Here is a 25,065-nt window from a genome sequence, read left to right on the forward strand (position 1 = left end):
GGCTCCCTTTATATTGACAGATCACGGCTAATTTCCGTGCCGTAACCCTCAATCTTCAGCTGATTACCGCAAATTTCCACTACCGCAAATGGCGTCTCTTCGCTGCCATCCAGCATCCCTTTTAGCGTGATAAAATCGGTATTGCCGATACGGTGATAGCCACCACGATGGAAATGCCCGGCAAAATAGGCGCGCACCTGATAGCGACATAACAGCGCCACCACCCGCTCGCAATTCCACAGGTTGTGCTTATTGTCCGGCGTCAGTGGGTAGTGACCGAAGACCAGTACTATTTCCCCTGCCACCTGCGCCTGCTGCAAATTGTGCTCCAGCCACTCCAGCTGCTGCTCACCGACAGCGCCGTTCCAGCTCTGCGCCTGCAATCGCCCGTCGGCCTGCAGGGTGGTAAGCCATGCGCGCGCCTGCGCATGGCTGTCACCGTTAGCCACATTGCAGTAAAGGCTGACATCATTGCCATCAATCACGATAAACCGGTATCCGGGCAGACTGAACTGATAGTAATGTTTAGGCAACGGCAGCGCAGGCTGCTGTGCCGCCAGCTGACGCGAAATCACATCCGCATCATGATTGCCGGTGATCACCATATGTGGATGATGCAGGCGGGCATAACAGGCCAGCACGGTGGCGTAACTTCGCCAGTCACGATCGACTAAATCCCCCAGTGTGGCGACAAACGCCAGCGGTTGTTGATTAAGCTGGTCGATAGCCTGTGACAGCTTCGCGAGGCTGTGCCGATAGTAGCGGTTAAATTCGGGCTGCGCGTCGGCATCGGCATACTGCGGATCGGCAATTAAGCCAAAGCGCAGCGGGCCAGCAGGAACCGCGCCGATATCGGCGATTTGATACAGCGAGCTGACATCTCCCAGCGCGCGGGTTTGTTGCCCGGTAAGCAAAGTTGTCATAGTGGCGTCCATCAGATTAGCGGATGCCAGCGCGCATAAAAGATTGCACAAACTGGCGCTGGAACACGAGGAACAGAATCAGCAGCGGTAATGAGGTCATCAGGGTGCCAGCGCCGATTAACGCCCACTGCACGCCCTGCTCCGGTGCGGAAAACAGCTGCAACCCCACGGTTAAAGGCCGCACGTTAACCGAGTCGGCAATCACCAGCGGCCATAAGAAATCGTTCCAGTGAAAACTGATCGATACCAGCGCAAAAGCGACATACACCGGTTTCGCCAGCGGAATATAGATTTTGCGCAGGATATAAAAACGGCTGGCGCCTTCGACGATTGCCGCCTCTTCCAGCACCAGCGGGATGCTTTTAAAAGTCTGGCGCAGCAGGAAGATAGCGAAAGCCGAAGCAAAATAAGGCAGCGCAATCCCCAGCAGGGTATCGCGCAGACCCAGCGCGCCAATGGTCTGGTAGTTGTTGAGGATTAACACATCCGGGCTGATCATCAGCTGCAACAGGATCAGCGAAAAAATAATCCCGCCGCCTTTCAGGCGAAAACGTACCAGCGCATAAGCCGCCATTGTCGCCAGCACCAGCTGGAACACCACGATGAGCAGCACCTGCAACAGAGTATTGATAAAGTAGCGGCCAAAGGGTGCGGCGTGCCAGGCGTTGATAAAATTCTGCAAGGTCAGGGGCGCAAACAACGAGAATCCACCCTGCGCCGACACCGGATGCATCGCCACCCATGCAGCAACCAGCACCGGCAGCATCCACAGCACCGCGCCGCTAATAATCAGGCTGTTCAGACACAGTTTGCGTAGCGACAGCGTCCGCGCTGGCGCAATAGTGGTGGTTAACTGGCTCATTGGTAATGGGCTCGCTTATCCAGCAGGTTGAATTTGATCAGCGCAATCGCCGCCAGCATCACCAGCAACACTACGGTCATCGCCGCCGCATAAGGCAGATCCCAGTAGCTGAATGCGGTGCGGTAAATATAAAACAGCAGCAGGCTGGTGCTGTTATCCGGGCCACCGTTGGTCATGGCGATCACCTGATCGACCACGCGGAACGCGTTCATTGAGGCGTTAATCAGAATAAACAGCGTGGTCGGCATTAACAGCGGCCACTGAATACGGCGAAAAAAATAGCGGCGTGAGGCGCCTTCAATTGCGGCGGCCTCCGCCAGCTTAGGATCGATCTGCTGCAACGCGGCGAGATAGAAAATCATAAAAAATCCGGCTTCACGCCAGACGGAAACCGCCATCAGGCTGTAGAGCGCAGATTGCGGATCGCCGAGCCAGTTGACCGCTGGCAGCGAAAACAGCGCCAGCAGCTGGTTCAGTAAGCCGATCTGCGGGGTATAGAAAAACAGCCACAGATTGGCAATCGCCACCATCGGCAACAGCGAAGGGATAAAAAAGGCGGCGCGCGCCAGCGCCGTCCCTTTCATCCCACGATTGACCGCCAGCGCCATCAAAAGCGCCAGCCCCACCGCCAGCGGTATAGTCACCAGCGCATACAGCAGGTTATTTCGCAGCGCCAGCATAAAGGTGTCATCCTCCAGCAGTGCGAGATAGTTTTCCAGCCCGACAAAGTTCGCCGGCTTGCCGTTATGCGCCGCACTAAACAGGCTCTGCCAGAGGGTGGCCAGCGCCGGATAGTGGGTGAAAGCAATCAGCATCGCCACCGCCGGTAACAACAGCAGATAGCCATACAGCTGCAGGCGAAAGTGAGTGCCGCGCGTTGCGGTCAGGAACATGACGCTCGCTCCTCTGCTACTGGTAACGCTTCAACAGGCGGTCGGCCTGTTTCTGAGCGCCTTCCAGCGCATCCTCAGGCGTTTTACCTTTGGTCACTGCGGCTTCCACCGCATGGTTCAGCAGTTCCTGGATCTGCACGCTGTTGTAGGTCGACAGCTCGGGTTGGGAGTACTTCAGCTGCTCACGCGCCACCAGCGCTTGCGGTACTTTAGCCACATACTCTTTCATCGCCACCGTATCCCAGGCGGCAGGGGAACTGGCGACATAACCGGTCGCAATACTCCAGCGTGCAGCCTGTTCCGGCGCGGATAACCACTGAATAAAGGTCACTGCGGCTTTCTGCTGTTCCGGCGTGGTGTTTTTAAACAGGTACAGGTTGCCGCCGCCGGTCGGGCTGCCGCGTCCGGTTTTCTCCGGCAGCATGGCGACGCCAAACGGGAATTTCGCATTTTCACGCACCGTCGCCAGGTTACCGGTAGTGGTGACCATCATCGCGGTTTTGCCATCAATAAAGTCCTGGGGCGTGGTGCTCCAGTTAATTGCGCCCTGTGGAGAGAGGTTATATTTCTGCCCAAGGTCGGTCATCCACTGTAATGCCTCAACATTGGCTGGCGTATTAAAGCTTACCGCCGTGCCTTTACCGTTATCTACCCGGCCACCGTTGGTGGCGGCCATGCCCTGGAACATCCAGTAACCATTTGGCGTAGAAGGAATTTCAATCCCCCACTGCTTCACCTGGTTGCCATCGCGCACCACCAGTTTCTGTCCGAAATCCACCACCTGCTGCCAGCTGGCTGGCGGGGTATCGCCATTCAGACCGGCTTTCTCAAAGGCTTGTTTATTCCAGTACATCACCAGCGTTGAGCGCTGGAACGGGATACCCCACACTTTGCCATCAATCTTGCGCAAAAATGCCGGATAGAAACCGTCGATCCACTGCTTACCGGCCTGGTCGCTGGCAAAATCGCTGATCGGTAAAATCGCGCCGGCATCAATCAGGGAATAGGCTTCAATATCGCCGATCACCGCGATCTGCGGCGCATTGCCGCCACGGAAAGCGGTCAGCGCCTTGGTCACGGTGGTGGCATAGTCACCGGTATATACCGGCTGGATGCTGATATCCGGATGCTGCTTTTCAAAATCGGCGACCAGCCCTTCAACGGTTTTGCTGACCTTACCGCCAACAGCAATCGGGTAATACATTTGCAGCTTCACCGCGTCAGCAGCAAAAGCCGAAGTGGCGCTCAGCAGCAGAACAGCGGCGGTCAGGCGAAATGAAATCGACATATTTTCCCTTAAAATGAAAAAGTTATAGTTGATTATTGGATGGCGTATTGCTGTGCTATCGGGTAGAAATCCTGTTCGGCGTCAAAACGCCGCTTCCCGCTTGCAGTGGAAAACAGATATTGCGCGGTGGCTGGCCAGTACAAACCGGTCAGGCTGCCTTCGCTAAATTTCTGCATACCGGGCACCTTCACGGTCAGGAAAGTGTTATCACCGGTCAGATGGCAGGCGACGAGCGTATCGGCGCCCATATACTCGTAACTGACAATGCGTGCCGTGGTAATGGCGCTGGCTGCGGCGACCAGTGAGATCTCTTCGGCGCGAACGCCAAGGCTAAGAGCTGGCTCGTTGATATTGTCGACCACCACCATCGGGGTATTGCTGAGGTGATGGCGGCTACCGTGCCGCTGTAGCGGGATAATATTCATCGGCGGCGCGCCAATAAACTGGGCGGTGAAAATGCTGGCGGGGCTGTTGTAAAGCATATCCGGGGTATCGTGCTGCTCAATGCGCCCATCGTTAAGCAGAATAATGCGATCGGCCATGCTCATCGCTTCGGTCTGATCGTGGGTAACATACACCATCGTCAGCCCCAGTTTCTTCTGCAACGCACGGATTTCGCGGCGCATGCCCTGACGCAGTTTGGCATCGAGGTTAGACAGCGGCTCATCCATCAGACAGAGTTTGTTCTGCGCAATCACCGCTCGTCCCAATGCCACGCGCTGCTGCTGTCCGCCGGAGAGTTGGGCAGGCAAACGATCCAGCAACGGCTCAAGCTCCATTAAGCGGCTGACATCCGCCAGCCGGCGGGCAAAACCGAGCGGATCTTCGCCCCGCGCGCGCAGGCCAAACAGCAGATTTTCACGCACGTTAAGATGGGGAAACAGGGCATAAGACTGGAAGACCATCGACAGTTTGCGCTGTGCGGGGGTGCAGCAGGTCACATCGCGTTGCTGGATGTGGATCTGCCCCTGTTCAGCGGACTCCAGTCCGGCAATGGTACGCAACAGCGTCGATTTGCCACAGCCGGAAGGGCCTAACAGCGCAACAAACTCTCCCTCATTGACGTCAAAGCTGACGCCATCAAGCGCTACCTTATAACCCCATGTTTTTCTTATTTCTTTTAGTGTGAGGTAAGTCATCTTTTCCATCCTGGCCGCTGTCAGTCAGAACAAAATAGAGACTCTCAGTTACAGTTAAATGAATTTTTTACGAACCTTCTGACACCGTTTGCACACTGCGGCTGGCGGCGAACAAATAATCGCGGATTGGCATCTCAGCCACCTGATTAATCAGCGTCATCAGCGGCTGGCAGGGGTGTGCCTCATCAGTGCCGCGCAGCTGCCGAAGGTGAGCCAGCGCCGCAGTGACATCGGGATATTTAGCCGGTTGGGTAAAAGTCAGATACAGCGCCAGCACCGCCACCGACCGGCTGCGGCCACCGCGACAATGCACCAGAATATCGCCGCACCGGTGCAACGGATAGGACGGCTTGCCGGGGCTCTCCTGATGCACCATGCCATCCAGTGCCAGCACCCCCGCCAGCAGATGATTGGCGTTATTGCCTGCGCCATCGATCAACCCTACCTGTGTGCGACGCACCGTGGTGCCATCCGCCAGCGTCAGCGCTGTGGGGTGCAGATTTACCGCCAGATTAAGCGTCGAGGTAATACCGCTTTGCAGCAGCAGCGCGCCATCCTGCGCGGCGGGCAGATTACCCAGCCACAGCCAGCGGTCACTGCCGGGCAGCTTTGCCGCACGTAATAACACGGCCTGTTTATCCTGTTTTTTTTCGGCCTGACGCCGTGCCTGCTGCGCTTCTTCGGTTAACTTCATCATAATCCCTAAAATTCGATACTGCTTTGCCAGTTAAGTCGGGCAGGCGACAGCGATGAGAGCTGCCGGGTCTGTGCTTCAGGTACAAAAGCCGCCACCACCTGGCGCGCACGCGTGGCGCGGATCAGCATCAGCTGATCCTCCAGTACCGGATGCACATTCCACGGCAACCAGATGGCCTGCTCCGCATCCAGCATCTGGCGGGCGCGGGTGCCGGAGGCCACATGACTGCTGAAAATAAAGCGAAAACCCGGGCGCTGGCTAAGTTGCGCCGCCAGCCCGCCGTCCGCAATCGCATCGGTGGCGATAATCACCTGCCCCTGAGTATAGTCGGGTTGCTCAGGCTGGTGATGCAACAGCTCCAGCAAACGCAGTTGCAGGCGCGAGCAGATGGCGGTTGGTTCGTGCAGCAACTGCGCCACCTCTTTACGCACCTCCGGGCAGAGCAGCACTTTGATGCCCTGCACCAGCAGCTGTAGCGCCATCTCCGGTCCGCGACCATGGGCTGGCACCGGTAATACCGCGCCGCCACGGGCAGCCTCAGCGATACGGCTGATTTGTTGCGCCAGCGGTTCGGCGCGATCGCCATACGAGCCATCGGTAATCAGCAGATTCGCCGCAGGCGGCAGATCAAAAGGCAGCAGCCGCGATTCACGACTCCAGTCGCCCATATAGGTCAGCCCGCCGTTATCCGGCAGATGAAACCATACCGAGCCTGGCGCATGACCGCTGCGCCCGCACAGCAGCGCAACCGGTCCGACGGAAACATGGCCTTTTAACGGCAACAGATGACGATCACCGGCGTCAATACCGCTGTCGGTCAGCTGTTGCCAGGTCTGCGCGGTGGCAAATACTGGCGGATTGCCAAGCTGCGCGCGGTAATCCAGCGCACCGGTATGATCTTCATGGGAGTGGGACAGACAGATAGCGTCCACTTTACCCAGTCCACTGATATCGGGACGGATCCCCGCCTGCGGTCCCTCGCCTAAATCAAACAGCAGGCGAAAGCCATGCAGCTCCACCAGAAAAGCCGCGGGCAGTTTATCGCCGACGCCACTGACTACCGTCAGATTTGCCATGGCAGGACCCCTTCAGGTAAACGTCTGGCCAGCCGTGAAGCCAGCAGCATAAACAGCAGCACCACGACGATCATCAGGCAGCCAACCGCCGCCGCCAGCGTCGAGGAACCGCCTTCATCCAGCGCCACAATCATCGGCCCCAGCGTCTGGCTGTTGGCGGTGACCAGTAAAACCGACACCTGAATTTCATTCAGCGCGGTCAGAAACACCAGAATCGCCCCGGCAATAGCGGAAGGCGCCGCCAGCGGCAACAGAATATCGCGCATCCGGCGCAGGAAACCGGCGCCCGCCAGCTGCGCCGCCTCATCCAGCGAACGCTCAATCTGGGCGAATCCGGCCAGCGTCGGACGCAGCACCAGCGCAAGGAAGTTGGATAAGTAAGCGGCGAGAATAATCCACACCGTGCCGTACAGGCTGATATCCAGCAGCGGTAGCGGTTTCAGGAAAAACAGAATCGCGGCGATACCGATAACAATGCCCGGCAGCGCGTAAGCCAGCTCGCTCGACAGCTCCAGGATCCGCACCAGCCGCGTGCGCTGCCACGTAAGGAAGAAAGCCATAAACAGCGCCATTGCCGTCAGGATCACCACTGCCAGCAAGGTCAGACCGAGACTGGTGAAGAAGGCGTTGCGGATCGCCGGGAAATCTGACAGTGCGTTGCGGTAATTCACCCAGGTCAGGGTTTGCCAGTTAAGCCCCTGACCAAAACCGCTGGTCAGTGAGGTGGTAATTAGCGCAGAGAGTGGCAGCGCCAGTGTCAGAATAATCGCTATCCACACCAGCAGTTCCAGCGGTAAACGCCAGTGGCCCAGCGGTTGCTGCAACTGACGCGGCGTGCCGGTCACCCGCACATCGCGACGGCCACCCAGCACCCGGCTCAGCACCAGACCGGTGACGGTGATCGCGGCAATTAACAGCGACAACAGCGCCAGATCCGGCAGCGCATCAGCGCCACTGTTATTTAGCTGCTGATAGATCAGGGTAATCAGTGTCGGCACCCGTCCCGGGATGCCGAGCATCGCCTGAATGCCAAAGTTTCCCGCCGCAGCGACAAATGACAGCGCGGCACCGGCAAAGATCGCCGGGCGCGCCAGCGGCAGGATCACCGTATACATCACCCGCAACGGCGAAGCGCCGGTGATCCGCGCCGCTTCCACCAGATCAGCCGGCAGGCGGCGCAGACCGGCGCGCACCGACAGAAATACCAGCGGCGCGTTATGCAGACCGAGCAGCAGGATAATACCGCTCGCCGAATAGAGTGGCTGCTGACCATCGCTGGCCAGCGGCAAACCGATGCTGTTTAACAGGGTGATAATCCAGCTGGCGGGTGACAGTGCCTGCACCCAGGCCAGCGCCGTTACCTGCGGAGGGATCATCAGCGGCAGAATAAAGGCGAATACCCACGCCCGTTTGGCGCGCATATTGGTCAGCGCCACTAACCAGGCGGCGAGGGTGCCGAGTATCACGGCAATTGCCGTGGCCGCTATCGCAATGCCCAACGTATTACCGGTGGCGCGCAGCACTTTCGTACTGCTAAGCAGATGCCAGGCACGCGTCAGATCCGGTATCCCTTCCGGGGCAATAGCCGCCCAGATCAGCCGGGTTAATGGCGCTATCGATAACAGACCGATCAGCAGCGCCAGCAGCCACAGCACGCTGGTCTCCGTGCGCAGCCAGCGCCACTGGCGAACAGGGGGACTTTGCGTATACTCCTGCGCGATGCTCATCGGGTTATCCGCCAAAGATTTCGCTGAATTTCGCCCGTACCTGTTTGTCGTCGGCCACCGCTTTATCGCTGTCCAGCGTCAGCAGCTTGATGCTGTCGATGGGCGCAAAGCCATCCGGCGCTGCGACACGCTTATCAATCGGACGGTTGCCCTGTAGCGCCACCAGTTGCTGACCTTTTTCCGACAGCAGGAAATCAACAAAGGCCTTCGCCGCTGGCACATTATGGGCGCCGGAGAGAATCGCGACCGGTTCAGTAACAAAGGAGGCGCCCTCTTTTGGATAAGTCAGATCAATCGGCGAGCCCTGCTTTTTCGCGCGAATGATATCGGCATCGGTGATCACACCATATTTCGCCATACCACTGGCCACCGCTTTTAGCGCCGGACCATTACCGCCTTCAGGCGTCACGCCGTTGGCCGCCAGCTTCTGATAGAATGCCCAGCCAATATCCGCGGTGTTAATCGCGGTATGCAGATGATAAAGCGCCGCGCCGGAATAGAGCGGACTTGGCACTGCGACCTGGCCTTTATTGCTGGCATCGGTCAGCGCCATCCAGCTATCAACCGGTCTGGCATTTTTGGTGTTATAGCCAATCACGGTGGCGATAATTTTAGTGCCAAACCAGGTTTTATCTTTGTCATAAAAATCGGCGCTGATATTGCTGACCGGCGCATCGGCATAAGCCATCAGCTGGCCCTGCTTTTTCAGCGCACCAAGGTTAATGGCATCGGCGACCAGCAGCACATCGGCTTTCACCTGACCACTCATCGCTTCAGTGCGCAATACGTTCATTAGCTGTGTGGTGCCGTTACGCGTCCATTCCACTTCAATAGCCGGATTAGCGGCTTTAAACGCATCGATGGTTTGCTGGGCGATTTCCGGCGCCTGAGAGGTATAGACCACCAGCTTGCCATCTGCGGCAGCGGCGGTGGTGGTTGCCAGTAAAGCGCCAGATATCAGCAGGGTTTTCAGATTGGTACTGGTGTTGAACATGTCCCGGGCATCCTTAACAATCGTCTTATTTTGCTGCTGGAATCACCCAACCATCATCAGCGGTCAGCATCAGCCTGTCGCCGCAGCGCAGATGTTGCGCATCAGTCAGGTGAAGAGTTAAACGACAGCTGTCGGCCTCTGGCTCTACGTCCAGTTGGCTGTAGCCGCCGCGATAAATCAGGCGCTGAATGCGCACCGCAAAGCTGGCTTCATCGCCGCGCGCCTGGCGTAAATCGGCCGCGTGCAGGCAGACTTTGCCTTGTGGCGCAGTCTGCTGCTCAGCGCTGGCGCGCAGACGCAGACGAACGCCGAGTAGCGTTAGCCAGGCGTAGCCATGGTGGTCCGGTTCAATATCGGTGACGGCAATTACCCGGCCATCATCGATAAAGCGCGCCACCATTTCGTTGGCAGGCTCGCGGTATAAAGTCTGCGGACTGGCAAACTGCATCACCCGCCCGGCATCCATCACCACCACGCGATCGGCAATCGCCATCGCTTCCTGCTGGTCATGAGTGATATACAGCAGCGTAGCGCCGGAATGGCGATGAAAACGGGCAAACTCCTCCTCCATCGCCGCACGCAGATGGACATCAAGGTTAGCTAATGGCTCATCGAGCAGCACCACCTGCGGACGCGCGACCAGGCAGCGCGCCAGCGCCACGCGTTGACGCTGGCCGCCGGAGAGATCGGCAGGATTACGTTCGCCGAAACCATTCAGTCCCACCCGTTCCAGCGCGCTTTGCGTGCGCTGACGCCGTTCAGCGGTCGCAACGCCGCTGACTTTCAGACTGTATTCGATGTTTTCCGCCACGCTCATATGCGGCCATAGCGCATAGCTCTGGAAGACGATCGCCAGCTGGCGTTTTTCCGGTGGTAAATGCAGGTTTGCAGATGAACAGAGGCGCTCGCCGATGCGGACAGAACCACTATCGATGGTTTCAAAGCCGGCCAGCGTGCGTAGTAGCGTGGTTTTGCCACAGCCCGAAGGGCCGAGGACGGCAACAAATTCGCCGTGCTGAATATGCAGCGTGACATCCTGCAATACGCTCTGTGAGCCAAAGGATTTGCACAGCTGCTTAATTACGATTTCAGACATAACGCCAGGCTAAACTCACCAGAGTGTGTGTTGTCTGACGATAGCGGGGAATTGTTACAACCCGGTGACGCTACGCTTATAATTAATCGATTAACAAAATTTGAACCTGAGGAAAAAACGCCATAGCCAGAAAATAAATAACAACATAGTGATGATATTAAGTGGCCATGATTTTAGTTTCTTTTTTACTGCGAGATAGCATAGCGGTAAGATAAGCAAAAAAGCCAAAGGCGCTAAAACGTCACGCGTATCGTCCACTACCAGCGTTCTTAATACTACACAAACATTGGTTATTTCACCCTTCCCCACCATCTCCTCATAATCAAGGAAGGAAAACATATCGATAATTACGGCGCAAAACAGACCATAAGCCAGAAGATACAGGGATTTCCAGATATTCAATGGGCAAGCCTCATGATATTTTCGATAGTTTCCCGCTTTTCAATAATGCGTCTTCCGTATTCAGAATACGCTCTCTGAGGGGAACCCAGGGGGGCGTGGATGGAGTCAATAAAATCACTCTTAGAACGTTGAATTCCTCGATTATAACGAGAACCAGCAACAATTATCTGTTCATCCGTTAATTTTGCGGTATCAGCATCTGGATAATCATGTAGGATCAAATCATGCAAATGCTTAGCAACCACTTTTATATTGAAATCATTATTTAATAAACAAACCGATAGCTGAAGCTGCTGCCCGGACGTCAATTTAACAGCATCAATCCCCATTGTTTCAGCCGCAGCTCTGAGCTGTATTGCCAGTGCGCCAACAGAGGTACTATTAGATAGTGAATTATTTCGATTTATTAAATCAATAAGTTGTCGTATTTGCAGAACTCCATACCCTTTCATCCTGTCTGGTTTACCACCAGCTTCGGCAACGGCGACTCCAGCAAGGAGTAAAACAGGAATATTATACTCTCTGGCGTAATGCATTATTCGATCTCTATTGTAAACAAGGAACCCAGCTTTGTAGGCCCAAAGATAATTATTACCCGTCAAAAAACGCTGATTATTAGGTAAAAATCTAAAACGTATATAATCCACCGCAGTAAAGTGCGGAAAACCTAATTAATCAACTTTGCAAAATGGATTAATCATAGCAGACTCCTTGTCTTTTTATCAATCCGGCTCCATTCATAAAGCAGCATACTGAACCAACATATCAATGAGAACAGATTCACATGTATTGTAGAAATATAAATATAAAAACTGTGAGGAAGAACAAAAACGGGATAATTACAGGGAAGCAATTTCTCACTGACAATAAACCGGCTGCTGCAACAGTTGCGGCCAGACTCGCGCCCAGTCGCCTTCATGGCCCATATCGGCGATCACTTGCCAGCTGGCGCATTTACCCACTGCGGCGGCAAAATCGTGGCCAATCGACGGCGGTACAACCCTATCGTCTGCGCCGCTGAAATGGCGTTGCGGAATAGCGGCAATACGCGCGACTTCATCAGCAGGGTTAAGAGAGTCAGGCATTGGCGACACCTGATGCAGGCGATTAACCGCAATATGGTCGAGATTACCAGCTACCGTGCGTAACAGCGCTACATCCTGACGTCGTGCCGCCACCAGTGCGGCCACCGCTGCGCCGCCTGAGTAGCCGGTCAGCACGATCGGTTGGGCGGGAGTGCGGATTGTATAGTGTGAGATTGCTTCGTTAATTGACGCGATCACTTCCGGCGCAAAACGTTTGCCGGTCCAGTAATCTGTCCGACAACGTGGATTTTGCGACATCGGGATAAACTGGCAGGGTCTGGCGAGATAGAGCACATTCGGCGCATTATCGGCCACCGCCAGACTGAGGCCAATGGCTTTGTGCGGTGTCGGATCGTCCGCTGGCTGATAACGGTTACGCCAGGCGCGGCCATCCCCTTCGATATAAATATGCAGCGGCTGGTCGGCACGGGTGATTCGCACCCATGCCGCCAGCACAAATGGCGGCGCCTGTACGGTTTCCCGTTGCAAACCCGCCGGGCGCACCATCTGATCCGCATAAATGGCCGGATCGCTGGCACAGCCCGTCAGCAGAGAGAGCAGTAACAGCCCTCTGAGCGTCAGTTGCGCAAGCGAACCCGGCGACATCAGAACTGCCAGCGCAGTTGCAGGTTACCGCTGTGGCTGTCATAGCCGTGAGCGGCTTCGCCGGTATAGATCAGCGACAGGCTCAGATCGCTGTTACGAACCAGTGTCGTACCCACCGACAGCACTGCGGTGTCGGCAATCGGACGCGAGCCGCTGCTGACAAACGAGGTAGAGCCGGTACTGTCAGCGGAGAAGTTCGCCACTGACTGCGGGGCGCTGTCATGGTACTCATGACGCCATCCCAGCTGGGTAAACGGCACCAGCTCGCCAGCAGGCATTGCAAAGCTGTGCTCCAGCTTCAGCGCCAGATCGCTTTTCAGCGAGGTGCTGGTGGCGTCTGATACCGTCAGTCCTGCGCCGTTAGCTTCTGATTCGCGATAACCGTCCTGACGCAGAATGCTGTAAGTCACTCCGGCAATCGGCGTCAGCGTGGTGTCGCTGGCGCCCAGTTGCAGCGGATAACCGGTCTGCCCGGCGACAATATATTGCATGCCATCAAACGCGCCATTGGCCTCGCCGTTAAAACCGCTAAAGTCGATACGACGGTTAGTTTCGTAACGGTGATGCACCACGCCGGTGGAGAGATCGAAGAACCATGGCTGCGCATCGTAGTTAGCATAGCCAAACAGTCCCCAGGATTTGATATTGACCTTGCTGCCGCTGTTATCACCGGTGTTATCAACGGCGGTGCCAGCATAGCTGGTCAGCCCGCCGAGACGCAGGCGCTCGCTAACGGCAGCATCAGCGCCTATCAGCAGGCCACCAAAGCGTGCATCGTAGCCTGAGATATCATCACGTTGATCCTGGCTGGCGACGCCGCCAAAACCACGACCCCAGACCGCAATATCACTGTCACTTTCACCGGTGGCGATACCACTTGCCGGAGACTGACGCATCACATCAGCACGTTGTGAAATAACATTCAGCACCGCATTGGTCGGCGCAGAAGAGGCTTTTGCCGCAGCGGAAGCCATCGCCGCCGGACTCAGCTGGGCGCCAGCACGGTTAGCAGCAGCAGAGTTGCCCAGCGCAGCGCTGGCGTTAAAGACATTCAGCAGTGACGCATCGGTGCCAGGATAGTTAAACAAACCAGCAAAGGCTGATTTTGCGCCGGACGTTGTGGCAAAGCTGATGGGTTCGGAGCTACCCGGCGTGGTTGGGGTAGCTGGCGTCACCGGAATCGTTGGCGTTGTTGGTGTAGCTGGATTTGTTGGGGTAACAGGCGTCGCTGGCGTAACGGGATCGGCAACCAGCGTAACCACCAGGTCCGTCTTACTGCTGTCGGCGCTGTCGGTCACCGCCGACCCTTTTAGCGCGCCGTTATAGCCGCTGACGCGGTAGTTCAGAGTGCTGGCGTTGTACTCGGTACCGCTGCTGGCGGCCTGCACCACCACATAGCGCTGCCCCTGAGCAAACGCATAGTTGCCCAGTTTCACCAGCGAAACACCGGAACCGCTGGCCATATTGGCCGTGCCGGAGACCACTAAACGTCCATAGCCGCTGTCAGTGGCAATATCACCGGTGGTAAGCGCATTATCCGCGACGCCAATCAGCAGATTTGCATTACTGTCCTGGCTATAGTTGCCGTTGATGATGACCGTATTATTGATCTGCAGTGTTGCCGCCTGGTTTAGTACCTGGCCGCTGTTCACCCGGATATTATCGTTTAGCAGCATATTGCCGGAAGCGAAGACTAAGTCACCGCTGCTGATATTTATGTTTCCCTGAGTCTCTGGCTGAAAGCCGGTCAGAGTACCAAAGGTGGAGCCGCTGCCGCCGTTAATGGTCAGACCGCTGGAGGAAATGATATCCCCCTGAATTATGCCGCTGTTGGTGATCGGACCAATTGTGCCGCCAGAGTTGTAAATAGCATAATAAGCGCTGATCAGACCGGAGTTATCAATGCTGCCGATAGGGCCACCACTCTGCTCACTGACAATACCCAATGTGCCGCTAATGGTGCCGCTATTACTAAGAGTATTTATTGAGCCACCGTTACGTACATAAATGCCAATACGAGAATTGTTAACACCGGTATTTGATAAAGAATCTATTGTGCCACCTTCACTAATAATACCGAGTTCAGCTGCCGTAATATTACCGGCGTTCACCAGACTGCCGATCGCCCCGCCTGCATGGTTATAAATACCATAATAGCCGGAGACTGACCCGGCATTGGTCAACGTACCAATAGCCGTGGTGTTATTTAGCGCATAACCACCCGGGGCGCTAACCACACCAGTATCAGTCACCGTGACTGAATCCAGTGAACTGTAGGTGGCACTGTTGAAAATCTGGCTGCTGCTGCGAGTATCAGCGATGGTGATTGAGGATGGCACCGCCTCAGCCTGAGGCAGCAATGCGATAACAGAACTTATAGCCAGAACTAAAGGTTTAACCCTAAACGGCGCAGATATCATTGCTCTTTCCTACACAAGAATAATTGAGAGTGATTGTTGTATCGTTCCGTTGATACGCATGGCTTAAACAAACTCAACAATCACCGGTGTAGTGATCAATGACTCGCCGCAGTCCCTGAGGCAGGCATCTGTTCTAAACAGGAGGGATTTGAACATACCTCAAACACCGCTGGTTTATAACAAGGGATAAACAGATGTCGCACACAGAATATTACAAACTGAAATGGCATTAACATAAGGCGATAAACAGCAACTTTATAGTGCTTATCGGGAGATAGAAAAGACTCAAGTTTTCGCCTGTGTGGCCGGACGGGCGGCGAGAACGCCGCCCCTACATTTGAATGAGGAATAGTGATTGGGGCATTAACGTTTCGCCAGCAGACGCGGGATCTCACGCAGACACCAGGCTTTGGCTTCGCCCATACTGTCACGTCGCCAGGCCATAATAATTTCAATTTCGCGCGAATATTCCGGGCTGACCACGCGCAGACGTCCGGCGGCGATATCTTTTTCCACCAGCGGATAAGGCATAGTGGCCACGCCTAACCCCGCCAGTAATGCATTACGCTTATCCTCAATCGAACTGACGGTTAAGCGCTGCTGTTTATCCAGCAGCTGGACGGTCAGTACCGGTCGTTCGCGCGCGGTATCTGCCACCGCTATGCCGCGATATTTTACCCGCGTCACCTCTGACAATGGCTCCGGCTCATTATGAATCGGATGATCCGGGCTGGCGACATACACGCTGACCATGGTGTACAGTTTGCGTGTGTTGATCTCCGACGAGGCGCGGAAATGCATATCCGGCGCAATCACAATATCGGCCCGCCCCTGTTCCAGCCGCTCCCAGGCACCAGCCAGCACCTCGGTCATCAGCGAAATCTGGGTATTGGCTTTATCCGCCAGCTTCTCCACCAGTGGAAACAGCAGCTCACTCGGCACCAGTGCTTCAGTGACAATCGTCAGATGCGTTTCCCAACCACGCGCCAGCGCTTCGGCATCGGTAGTCAGCTTATCGGCGGCTTCCAGCAATACCCGCCCGCGCTCCAGCAGCATGCGACCAACATTGGTAAATTTTGTACGATGGCCGGAGCGGTCAAACAGCACCACATCCAGCTCCTCTTCCAGCTTCTGCATGGTATAGCTGAGCGCAGACGGCACGCGCCCCAGCTCGTCGGCCGCGGCGGCAAAACTGCCGCGTCGATCAATAGCATCCATCACCCGTAAAGCTTCTAACGTTAAGGCCCGATCTTTAGCCATCAGGATTCTCTGTCAGGAAATTTGAATATACCCAGCAGATTAACTGGCTAACAATCCGGCGTCCAGAAACTTACCATGGAATCATGAAGAGCGTCCGCTACTCTGGGGCAGGACGACGCTGGAGGTTAAAACAATTATGATTACATCACGTGCAGCGAAAGAGTGTGGCCAGGCCGATTACGGCTGGCTGCAGGCTCGCTATACTTTCTCCTTTGGACACTACTTTGACCCGCAACTGCTCGGCTATGCGTCGCTGCGCGTACTGAATCAGGAAGTGCTGGCGCCAGGCGCCTCTTTCCAGCCGCGCAGCTATCCGAAAGTCGATATCCTGAATCTGATCCTGCAGGGTGAAGCAGAGTATCGCGACAGCGAAGGTAACCATACCAGCGCCCGTGCCGGTGAGGCGCTGCTGCTGTCGGCGCAGGCGGGAGTCACCTGGAGCGAGCACAATCTCAGTAAAGATACGCCTTTAACCCGTCTGCAACTGTGGCTGGATGCCTGTCCGGAACGCGAGAATGCGCTGATTCAGCGGGTAAAAATCAATACGCGTCAGGTTGATAGCTTGCTGGCTTCGCCGGATGGCGTCAGTGACAGCCTGCAATTGCGTCAGCAGGTGTGGATCCACCATATTGATCTGCAGGCGGGCGAAAGCTGGACGGCAAAACTGCATGGGCCCCGCGCTTATCTGCAATCAATTCATGGTGCGTTACAGGCGGAAACCCATTCCCGCCAGCGGCAGGCGCTGACCTGTGGCGATGGCGCCTTCCTGCAAGAAGAGGCCAGTGTCACGCTAACCGCAGAGACGCCGCTGCGCGCACTGGTGATTGATTTACCAGTGTAAAGACATAAAAAAGGGCGGCAAAAGCCGCCCCTGTATCAGATCGAGCCGTTATTTCAGAATCGTAAACGCGGTAGTTACGTGTTTCACACCGCTCACCCGGCTGGCGATATCCGCTGCCGCTTTACCCTCTTCAGGTGTCACCAGACCCAGCAAGAACACTTCGCCGTTCTCGGTGGTCACTTTGACATTCGAGGATTTCACCTGATCGCTGCCCAGCAGCTGTGAACGGACTTTAGTGGTGATCCAGGTATCAGAAGAGGCGGTGCCCAGGCTCACTTTCGCGCCCTGACGAATTTCGTTATACACCTCGGTTGCACCATCAACCCCAATGGTAATCTGTTTGGCGCGGCTGGCGATCTCGCTGTTCGGCGCCTGACCAGTTAACAGTACTTTGCCCTGATACGCGGTTGCGACAATGTGTGCGTCATTTTTGATTTGTTGATCTTTTGCCAGCGCATTACTGACGCGTAGCTCTAAAGTACCATCATCAACCTGAGTGCCGACGGTACGTGGGTCAGTTGCCGTTTTCGTGGCGACGGCTGCGCTACCCACAACCACTGCTGCACAACCCTGTAGCATCAGCGCGGTAAGAATCACTGCAACTGCAGATAATGCCTTCATTTAAGCTCCTTCAAACATCCTGGTGGGGAAATAAAGTGTTATCTATCAAATCGCACAGGCAATTCACCGTTAACATGTGCATTTCCTGTATCCGCGAGCTTCTGTGTGAGGGGATACGAATCTCCACATCCTGTGGTCCCAGTAAACCGGCGAGCTCACCGCCGTCATAACCGGTAAGCGCGACAATGGTCATATCACGCGTTACCGCTGCCTCAACCGCTTTTACAATATCACGGCTGTTGCCGCGTGTTGAAATCGCCAGCAAAACATCACCGGCATGGCCCAGCGCGCGCACCTGCTTGGCGTAGATCTCATCATGCAGACGATCGTTACCAATGGCGGTTAACAGCACGTTGTCGGCGCTCAGAGCGATAGCCGGTAAACTCGGACGCTCGGTTTCAAAGCGGTTGATCATACTGGCGGCAAAATGCTGAGCATTGGCGCTGGAGGTACCGTTGCCACAGCTCAGGATTTTATTGCCATTAAGCAGAGACTGAACCATGGTCAGGGCCGCACGCGAGATGGCATCAGGCAGGGCTTCAGCTGCTGCGATCTGTGTTTGAATACTCTCGGTAAAACAACCTTTTATTCTTTCCAGCACTTTTCACCCGACTCTAATCTTGTGCATTAAACGCATCGGGCAACCACTCAAGCTGATCCCCGGTGATAGCAACGACATCAAAACGACAATCCACTGTATCAAAACTGGCATTGCGCATCGCCAGCCAGATAGCCGCCGCCCGTAATAATTTCTGCTGTTTGTGGCGCGTTACGCTGGCCGCTGCGCCGCCGAAGCGGGCATCACGCCGGTAGCGCACTTCAACAAATACCCATTGCTGCTGGTCTCGCATAATGAGATCCAGCTCGCCGCCACGAAAACGAACGTTGGCGGCTTCAAACCGCAATCCGGCCTGTTCCAGATAGCGGCGGGCGATTAACTCATAGCCCGCCCCCTTCTGCTGGCGACTCAGCTGGCCGGAACGATTTGTCCCTGACGATACTGGCTCCATGACAACTTCCTGTTGATCACGCAATCCTGAGTGGCGCTCAGCTTACCGGTGTTACCACTTAACTGGAAACCTGGCAGCTGCCGAACTTCGCTAAAGTGATTCGCCAGCGTCCAGGCATCAATGCCCATCGCATACAGGCGCACCAGTGAGTAGTCATTGTTAAATGACTTCGCCGCCTGCTGCATCAGCGCCGGATTAGCGCCAGTCAGCAGCGGAATATCGCTAAACTGCAAGCCTTCCATCTCCAGACGGTAATCCGGACCGGCGCCCGCCTGGAAGCTACGCGAACTGGCATACAGCGCGACGTTATCGCGGCTGCTGACGCGCATAGCAATCATCGGCTTAATCAGCTGTAACTCATTCTGCGTCGAGACAATATAAGTGGCATCCACACGACCAGAAGAGGCCGCTGCTGGCGTCGCAGTATCCGCTGGCGCCGGAATATTCAGACCGGCAATGCTCACATCCTGCGTCTGTGGCTGCGGCACGCTGACTGGCGTACCGCTCAGGCTGATGCCCGCACCGCTGTTAATCCCCTGCTTCAGCTCGCCGGTGGAACCAAACTGCTGCTTCAGCACCGTGCCACCACCCAGTTTCTGCCATTCGCCGGTAAAGGCGATGCTGATACGATCGCCAAGCGCACCGCGCGGAACCAGTAACAACGGCGTACGTTTGCCCTGCTCCCAGATATGATGCGCAGCATCGCGCGCTTCGTCTTCAGGAGAAAGTGCAAAATAGCAAAGATTCGGACGGTTCTGGATCTGACCAGGTTCATTCAGCGCCAGTACATTTAACGGCGTCTGGCTGTTTGCCAGCTGGTCAACGTTGTTTTTCAGCAGCGGACCGACCACCAGCGTGGCGCCATCCTGCTGCGCCTGCGCCAGTAACTGGTCCAGCGGCTGTGAACTGGTGTCATACACCTTCACTTCGGCATTACTGGCCGCAGCCGCCACTTGCGGGGTGCTGGCCTGCGGCGCCTCGGCGGGTGGTGTGGCGCTGGTATCCGTCGTCGCGCTATCCGTCGCTGACGGGCTGACCACCGGGTTAGCGCCATCAGCTGGCGCGCTGACCGGTTGCGCAATATCGCCAGGCTGAGTGGCCGCCGGTTGTGGCGCGGCGCTTAACACGCCGTTTTTCGCGTCGTTAAAGCCTTTCTGGATAGCATTGGCAAAAATCTGCGCCTGGCCGCTCATCGGCAGCAGCAGCGCAATTTTACCGGTGGATGCCGGCTGGAAGTTCTGCACCTGACTTAACGCCGTCGGCAGGGTTTTCGCCGCCGGGTTGTTCGGGTAGCGGGTCTGCCAGTCGGCAATTCCGGCCTTCAGCATATCCGGATCGTTGCGATTCGCGTTATATACGCTCTGCAGATCCAGCCAGCCTTGCAGCGTATTTTCATCAGCATTAATCACCAGACTGTTGATCTGGTCCGGCGTCATCTGCACCAGCGTCTGCCAGGTGGCATCGATATTTTTCTGGTGATCGTCACCCTGCAGCAGCGGCTCCTGCGCCACATAAGCGCGCAACAGCGTCAGCGACGGACGATTCTGGTTGGCGGCAATCTGTAGCTGCCAGTAACGGCTCTGCTGATCTGACGACAGTTCCGACGGGTCCAGCTTGTCGAGAATGCCCTGCGCACCGGCCATATCCTGGCTGGCAAGCGCGCTCTGCGCCTGCAGTAACTGCAGCTCCTGCTGCTGACTATTGCTCAGCTGGGCGGGCAGCTGGCTGAGCTGCTGACTGGCTTGCGGGTATTTCCCTTCATTCAACAGTGCACGTATGGCAAGTAATTGCCAGTCAGCCTTGTTATCATCTGAGCTTTGCTGCACTTGCTGCAAATAGTAGTCGGAATTTTTGGTTGCAGGTTGTTCAACATTCGCACCGGGAGTTTGCGGCGCCTGGCCGGTACAGGCAGCCAGAATAAGTGCAGCGAGAAGTACAGGCACGAAGCGTCCTGCTTTATTACGAACGACTTTTGAAGGAAGCATACTGTATCCAGTGATGTTTTTTTCAAGATGCTCAATATTAAATCGGCAATTCGGATGAAACAATGAAACAACTCGATCGGGCAGATATTTCTGCCAGCACGCTCTACATCGTCCCTACACCGATCGGTAACCTGGGGGATATCACCCAGCGTGCCCTGACGGTGCTTGCGAGCGTCGATCTGATCGCTGCGGAAGATACACGTCATACCGGACTGTTGCTACAACATTTCGCCATCAATGCGCGCCTGTTCGCACTCCATGATCATAATGAACAGCAGAAAGCAGAGCAATTGCTGGCGAAGTTGCAGGAAGGCCAAAGCATAGCGTTAGTTTCCGATGCTGGCACGCCTTTGATCAACGACCCGGGTTATCACCTGGTGCGCCGCTGTCGCGAAGCCGGGATCCGCGTAGTGCCATTGCCTGGCGCCTGCGCGGCGATTGCCGCATTAAGCGCCGCCGGATTACCGTCCGACCGTTTCTGTTACGAAGGGTTTCTGCCAGCGAAAAGCAAAGGCCGCTGCGACGCCTTGCGGGCGCTGGAGCAGGAACCGCGCACCCTGATTTTCTACGAATCCACCCACCGCCTGCTCGACAGTATGCAGGATATTGTCACCGTTCTTGGCGCCGATCGCTATGTGGTGCTGGCGCGCGAAATCACCAAAACCTGGGAATCGATTCAGGGCGCGCCGATTGGTGAACTGCTGGCGTGGGTAAAAGAGGATGAAAACCGGCGCAAAGGCGAGATGGTGCTGATTATCGAAGGCTATAAACAGCAGGCCGAAGATGCCCTGCCGCCGGAAGCGCTGCGTACCCTGGCGTTGTTACAGGCGGAATTACCGCTGAAAAAAGCGGCGGCAATCACTGCTGAGATCCACGGCCTGAAGAAAAATGCGCTGTATAAGTACGCACTGGAACAGCAAGAGGGGTGACAAAGAGCGCGTAATGCCCTATTATCCGCGCCGAGGCTGACCAGACAGTCGCCGCTTTGTTGCCGTCCTCTTTCGGGGGGAGACAGACAGAGGGGAGGAAAGTCCGGGCTCCACAGGGCAGGGTGCCAGGTAACGCCTGGGGGACGAGAGTCTACGACCAGTGCAACAGAGAGCAAACCGCCGATGGCCCATTTATGGGATCAGGTAAGGGTGAAAGGGTGCGGTAAGAGCGCACCGCGCGGCTGGCAACAGTCCGTGGCACGGTAAACTCCACCCGGAGCAAGGCCAAATAGGGGTTCACTTGGTACGGCCCGTACTGAACCCGGGTAGGCTGCTTGAGCCAGTGAGCGATTGCTGGCCTAGATGAATGACTGTCCACGACAGAACCCGGCTTATCGGTCAGTTTCACTTTTTAGGTTAAAACCCTGCTTCGGCAGGGTTTTTGCTTTTCAGGGAACCGAGAATGGCTCTCTGTCTTATTCCTGTCGTTTAAATGCCAGGAATAGCAGCAAATGCCAGGTTAATTGGGGACCATTTCTTTTGTTCGCTCAGCATGCGGGCTTCCCATCGGTCATGCGCAGCCTGTACGTTAAGCCAGAAATCACTCGACATTTCAAACAAAGCAGATAGCTGAGCGGCTTCAGTTACACTGATACGGCGAGTGCCATTGACAATCTGACTAATCACTTTGCGTGAAACACCCATTGATTCAGCCAGCTGCTGCTGAGTGATATTGAGGGGCTTTAAAAATTCTTCAACCAGCATTTCACCCACTGATGTTGGCTCTGCTGTAGTAGTGTCCATGATTATCACCTGTTACTTGCAAAAAGTAGGTTGGATTTTCGCCCGTCCTGGGCTTACCTGTATGTATGAGAGTCTAAGTAAATATCAAAAGCGTATCCATCCCGCCATTTGAATATTAACCTCCACTGTATATTAACCCTTATACTGGACCATCCCTCCAGATTCCCAAGTAACCTTTCATAGTTGTTACTTCGAGGGTTAAACAGGTCTCTTTCCTCGCTCGCCGCCGCAATCAATGACAACTTACGTCTTAATGGCTTCTCAATTAGAGCCGGTATTCTGGCGCTTCTCCTTGCCCTCTGGTAAAACTGACTCAGATCACCTTCGTCACCATCCTGAAAGCTACTAATCATTTACTGTCCTTAGTACTCGCTCTGAGAGAAGCATTGTAACCAAAACAGATACACAATGAAACCAATAAAGATCACAGAATGCCGTTATCGATACAGCTACAACCGACTCAAACAATCTATCGCCACCGCCTTAAAACTGGCGAAATCGGTGCTATCCCGTAGCCGGGTCATCGCCCTTTCGCGCATAAAGGTGACAAACAGATCGTAGATCGCCATCGCCTCTTCATATTCCGTTTTACTGATCGCCAGCAGGAAAATCACATGCGCAGTTTCATCGCCCCACTTAATCCCCTGCGGCGCCAGCACGGTGTAAACCACGGTTTTCCTTGCCAGCAAGCCTAAGGAGTGCGGCAGCGCAATCCCCTCCCCCAGCATGGTGCTGACAATCGCTTCGCGCTCCTCCACTGACGGATAGAAAGCTGCATCAACAAAGCCCTCCTGTTCCAGCTGATCGCATAACAGACGGAACAGCTGTGACTGCTCCATTGGCTGATCGATAATGCGAAAATGGCTGGCATCGAAGAACTTCTCCAGCATATAGGGACGGGTGCGATCGACCAGCACCAGCTTGCCGATCTGCTCCAGCTGGTAATCGGTCGGGAACGGCGACATCACCACCAGCGGCTTATCTTTCTCGCTGAGGCGCGCGGTGGAGATAATAAAATCCTCATCAATGGTGCTGAGTTCTTCATATTCACGCAGCGAGATAATCTTCTTCACCACAATTTGCGGATACTTGCGCATCAGCATCGCCTGAATCATCCGCACCGTAGAGTTGCCGGTATCACACACCAGCATCACCAGCGGATGGCGCTGATAGCCGACGTTATAGTGGCGCTCCAGTCCGACGCCGATATGCAGCACCAGAAAACCGACTTCGTTCTCACTGATCACATAAGGCGTATATTTGCCCCAGCTGGATACCGCCGCCAGCGTGACGTCATAGGCCAGCGGGTAGTGCTGCTTGATGTTCGCCAGCAGCGGATTGGGAATATTAATCTGGTAGCGCACGCGGGTGATCATGGTCTTGATATGGGTCAGCAGGTCGGCATGCAGCTGAGCATCATTTTGCAGATTAAAATTGTAGTGATTATTGATATAGCTAAGGATATAAGCCACCAGCGCATCGCCGTCATCGGGACTGATGGCGCTGGGCGCGATCTCCTGGATCCGTCGCGCGGCGATATTCACCCGCAGATACGCCTCTTCTGCGGGCGAAATCGCTTTGCCGGTAATCGGCCGCATCAGGTTGATAATATGACGCGCCGCGTCGCGCACATCGTCATCGACATCTTCGGCGCTAAAATCGGACAGCGGATAGCCTTCGCTGATGCGCCGCACCGCCACCGCACAGTAGATGCGCAGATAGTGCTCGCTGTCGTCGGTCATACGCACATGAAAGCGCGAGAAGCACTGATGCAGTAAGGGTTGCAGGGTAACCAGCATGCCGCTGTTCAGCGCTTCCAGATTCAGTAGCGGACTCTCATTGGCTTGCCGGGAGATCTGATACAGCAGATCGGTCAGACAGGCGCGAATCGACACCTCACTGCCAAACAGTTTCATGCCGTAACGCGGTTTGGTTTCAATTGCCAGATTATAGCGGTTCAGCCACTCTCTTACTTCAGCCATATCGCTTTGCAGCGTGGCGCGGCTGACAAACCACTCGTCCGCCAGATCTTCCAGTTTCAGGGAGAAGGCGGATGTCAGAAAACGGGTTAACAGATAGTGTACGCGCTCGGCAGAAGTGCGTGGCACGCGCAGATGTGAGGGCGATTCCTCTAACAAACGACGGTAACGTGCGGCATCATCTATTTTAAGCTGATAGCCTTCGCCGCGATTCAGCACAAAGTGCGCGCCGTGACTGGCCAGCAGCTGGTTTAACGCGGTGATGTCGGTGCGCACAGTGCGCGTCGATATAGCAAAACGTCGCGCCAGCTCGTCCTGCGGCAGGGTTTCGTTTTGCAACGCATCAAACAGTTGTGCCAGTCGTTGATTGGGGAATCTCACATCGTTTTTCCATCGGTGATCACGGACGGCGAGAACGCCGCCCGCTG

24 protein-coding genes and 1 other RNA gene are annotated in these 25,065 nt (G+C 55.4%); 3 read left to right on the forward strand and 22 right to left on the reverse strand.

The window, feature by feature from the left end; all coding sequences use genetic code 11:
• Nucleotides 1–8: 8 nt before the first annotated feature.
• The 15 genes from J2125_RS08025 to J2125_RS08095 form a co-directional block, all read right to left on the reverse strand.
• A complete protein-coding gene (locus tag J2125_RS08025; RefSeq protein WP_017801364.1) occupies nucleotides 9–923 on the reverse strand; it encodes a metallophosphoesterase in 915 nt (304 codons plus the stop codon).
• A 16-nt stretch (nucleotides 924–939) separates the two neighbouring features.
• A complete protein-coding gene (locus J2125_RS08030; RefSeq protein WP_017801365.1) occupies nucleotides 940–1,785 on the reverse strand; it encodes a carbohydrate ABC transporter permease in 846 nt (281 codons plus the stop codon).
• Nucleotides 1,782–2,678, reverse strand: coding sequence for a carbohydrate ABC transporter permease (locus J2125_RS08035; protein WP_017801366.1), 897 nt, complete (start codon nucleotides 2,676–2,678; stop codon nucleotides 1,782–1,784). Before J2125_RS08035 ends, J2125_RS08030 begins: the two co-directional genes overlap by 4 nt.
• 16 nt (nucleotides 2,679–2,694) lie before the next feature.
• Complete coding sequence (locus J2125_RS08040) at nucleotides 2,695–3,966, reverse strand: ABC transporter substrate-binding protein (protein ID WP_017801367.1); 1,272 nt, start codon at nucleotides 3,964–3,966, stop codon at nucleotides 2,695–2,697.
• A 32-nt stretch (nucleotides 3,967–3,998) separates the two neighbouring features.
• The gene (locus tag J2125_RS08045; RefSeq protein ID WP_017801368.1) at nucleotides 3,999–5,105 is read right to left on the reverse strand and encodes an ABC transporter ATP-binding protein; all 1,107 of its coding nucleotides are present in this window, start codon (nucleotides 5,103–5,105) and stop codon (nucleotides 3,999–4,001) included.
• A gap of 67 nt (nucleotides 5,106–5,172) precedes the next feature.
• A complete protein-coding gene (locus tag J2125_RS08050) occupies nucleotides 5,173–5,799 on the reverse strand; it encodes a protein-tyrosine phosphatase family protein (RefSeq protein WP_157819446.1) in 627 nt (208 codons plus the stop codon).
• Between the two features lie 8 nt (nucleotides 5,800–5,807).
• Nucleotides 5,808–6,878, reverse strand: coding sequence for an MBL fold metallo-hydrolase (locus tag J2125_RS08055; RefSeq protein WP_017801370.1), 1,071 nt, complete (start codon nucleotides 6,876–6,878; stop codon nucleotides 5,808–5,810).
• Nucleotides 6,866–8,605 carry an ABC transporter permease gene (locus tag J2125_RS08060; protein WP_017801371.1) on the reverse strand — a complete coding sequence of 580 codons (1,740 nt, stop codon included), beginning with the start codon at nucleotides 8,603–8,605 and terminating at the stop codon, nucleotides 6,866–6,868. The genes J2125_RS08055 and J2125_RS08060 overlap by 13 nt, the downstream gene beginning before the upstream one ends.
• Before the next feature lie 4 nt (nucleotides 8,606–8,609).
• A complete protein-coding gene (locus tag J2125_RS08065; RefSeq protein WP_017801372.1) occupies nucleotides 8,610–9,599 on the reverse strand; it encodes an ABC transporter substrate-binding protein in 990 nt (329 codons plus the stop codon).
• Nucleotides 9,600–9,624: 25 nt separating this feature from the next.
• Nucleotides 9,625–10,695 carry an ABC transporter ATP-binding protein gene (locus tag J2125_RS08070; protein ID WP_017801373.1) on the reverse strand — a complete coding sequence of 357 codons (1,071 nt, stop codon included), beginning with the start codon at nucleotides 10,693–10,695 and terminating at the stop codon, nucleotides 9,625–9,627.
• A 90-nt stretch (nucleotides 10,696–10,785) separates the two neighbouring features.
• Nucleotides 10,786–11,097, reverse strand: coding sequence for a YjeO family protein (locus tag J2125_RS25260; protein WP_017801374.1), 312 nt, complete (start codon nucleotides 11,095–11,097; stop codon nucleotides 10,786–10,788).
• On the reverse strand, nucleotides 11,094–11,744 hold the full coding sequence (locus J2125_RS08080) for a hypothetical protein (RefSeq protein ID WP_083865641.1): 651 nt from the start codon (nucleotides 11,742–11,744) through the stop codon (nucleotides 11,094–11,096). The genes J2125_RS25260 and J2125_RS08080 overlap by 4 nt, the downstream gene beginning before the upstream one ends.
• 210 nt (nucleotides 11,745–11,954) lie before the next feature.
• A complete protein-coding gene (locus J2125_RS08085; protein WP_017801376.1) occupies nucleotides 11,955–12,788 on the reverse strand; it encodes an alpha/beta fold hydrolase in 834 nt (277 codons plus the stop codon).
• Nucleotides 12,788–15,127, reverse strand: a complete 2,340-nt coding sequence (locus J2125_RS08090) for an autotransporter family protein (protein ID WP_017801377.1) — start codon at nucleotides 15,125–15,127, stop codon at nucleotides 12,788–12,790. Before J2125_RS08090 ends, J2125_RS08085 begins: the two co-directional genes overlap by 1 nt.
• Nucleotides 15,128–15,571: 444 nt before the next feature.
• Nucleotides 15,572–16,468, reverse strand: coding sequence for a LysR family transcriptional regulator (locus J2125_RS08095; RefSeq protein ID WP_017801378.1), 897 nt, complete (start codon nucleotides 16,466–16,468; stop codon nucleotides 15,572–15,574).
• A gap of 136 nt (nucleotides 16,469–16,604) precedes the next feature.
• Between J2125_RS08095 and J2125_RS08100 the strand changes: the two genes are divergently transcribed.
• Complete coding sequence (locus J2125_RS08100) at nucleotides 16,605–17,309, forward strand: pirin family protein (protein ID WP_017801379.1); 705 nt, start codon at nucleotides 16,605–16,607, stop codon at nucleotides 17,307–17,309.
• Nucleotides 17,310–17,357: 48 nt separating this feature from the next.
• Here J2125_RS08100 and dolP read toward each other — a convergent pair whose 3' ends face one another.
• From dolP to J2125_RS08120, 4 genes are read right to left on the reverse strand one after another with little or no spacing between them, the layout of a single operon-like run.
• On the reverse strand, nucleotides 17,358–17,930 hold the full coding sequence (dolP, locus tag J2125_RS08105) for a division/outer membrane stress-associated lipid-binding lipoprotein (RefSeq protein ID WP_017801380.1): 573 nt from the start codon (nucleotides 17,928–17,930) through the stop codon (nucleotides 17,358–17,360).
• Nucleotides 17,931–17,940: 10 nt separating this feature from the next.
• Nucleotides 17,941–18,531, reverse strand: coding sequence for a DnaA initiator-associating protein DiaA (gene diaA, locus J2125_RS08110; protein WP_017801381.1), 591 nt, complete (start codon nucleotides 18,529–18,531; stop codon nucleotides 17,941–17,943).
• Nucleotides 18,532–18,544: 13 nt separating this feature from the next.
• A complete protein-coding gene (locus J2125_RS08115; RefSeq protein WP_017801382.1) occupies nucleotides 18,545–18,940 on the reverse strand; it encodes a YraN family protein in 396 nt (131 codons plus the stop codon).
• Complete coding sequence (locus tag J2125_RS08120) at nucleotides 18,898–20,925, reverse strand: penicillin-binding protein activator (RefSeq protein WP_017801383.1); 2,028 nt, start codon at nucleotides 20,923–20,925, stop codon at nucleotides 18,898–18,900. Before J2125_RS08120 ends, J2125_RS08115 begins: the two co-directional genes overlap by 43 nt.
• A 62-nt stretch (nucleotides 20,926–20,987) precedes the next feature.
• Between J2125_RS08120 and rsmI the strand changes: the two genes are divergently transcribed.
• Both rsmI and rnpB read left to right on the forward strand, forming a co-directional pair.
• Complete coding sequence (gene rsmI, locus J2125_RS08125) at nucleotides 20,988–21,854, forward strand: 16S rRNA (cytidine(1402)-2'-O)-methyltransferase (protein ID WP_017801384.1); 867 nt, start codon at nucleotides 20,988–20,990, stop codon at nucleotides 21,852–21,854.
• Nucleotides 21,855–21,886: 32 nt separating this feature from the next.
• Nucleotides 21,887–22,265: RNase P RNA component class A (gene rnpB / locus J2125_RS08130), an RNA gene on the forward strand.
• A 78-nt stretch (nucleotides 22,266–22,343) separates the two neighbouring features.
• On the opposite strand, the gene J2125_RS08135 is transcribed toward rnpB, so the two are convergent.
• The 3 genes from J2125_RS08135 to J2125_RS08145 form a co-directional block, all read right to left on the reverse strand.
• Entirely contained in the window at nucleotides 22,344–22,658 is a 315-nt protein-coding gene (locus J2125_RS08135; RefSeq protein WP_083865642.1) for a HigA family addiction module antitoxin, read from the reverse strand.
• A 53-nt stretch (nucleotides 22,659–22,711) separates the two neighbouring features.
• Nucleotides 22,712–23,011: a type II toxin-antitoxin system RelE/ParE family toxin gene (locus J2125_RS08140; protein WP_017801386.1), complete on the reverse strand. Its 300-nt coding sequence runs from the start codon at nucleotides 23,009–23,011 to the stop codon at nucleotides 22,712–22,714.
• Between the two features lie 96 nt (nucleotides 23,012–23,107).
• Nucleotides 23,108–25,018 (reverse strand): BglG family transcription antiterminator, encoded by a 1,911-nt coding sequence (locus J2125_RS08145; protein WP_017801387.1) that lies wholly within the window; start codon nucleotides 25,016–25,018, stop codon nucleotides 23,108–23,110.
• Nucleotides 25,019–25,065: the final 47 nt, after the last annotated feature.

The sequence above is a fragment of the Winslowiella toletana genome (assembly GCF_017875465.1).
GTDB lineage: Bacteria > Pseudomonadota > Gammaproteobacteria > Enterobacterales > Enterobacteriaceae > Erwinia > Erwinia toletana.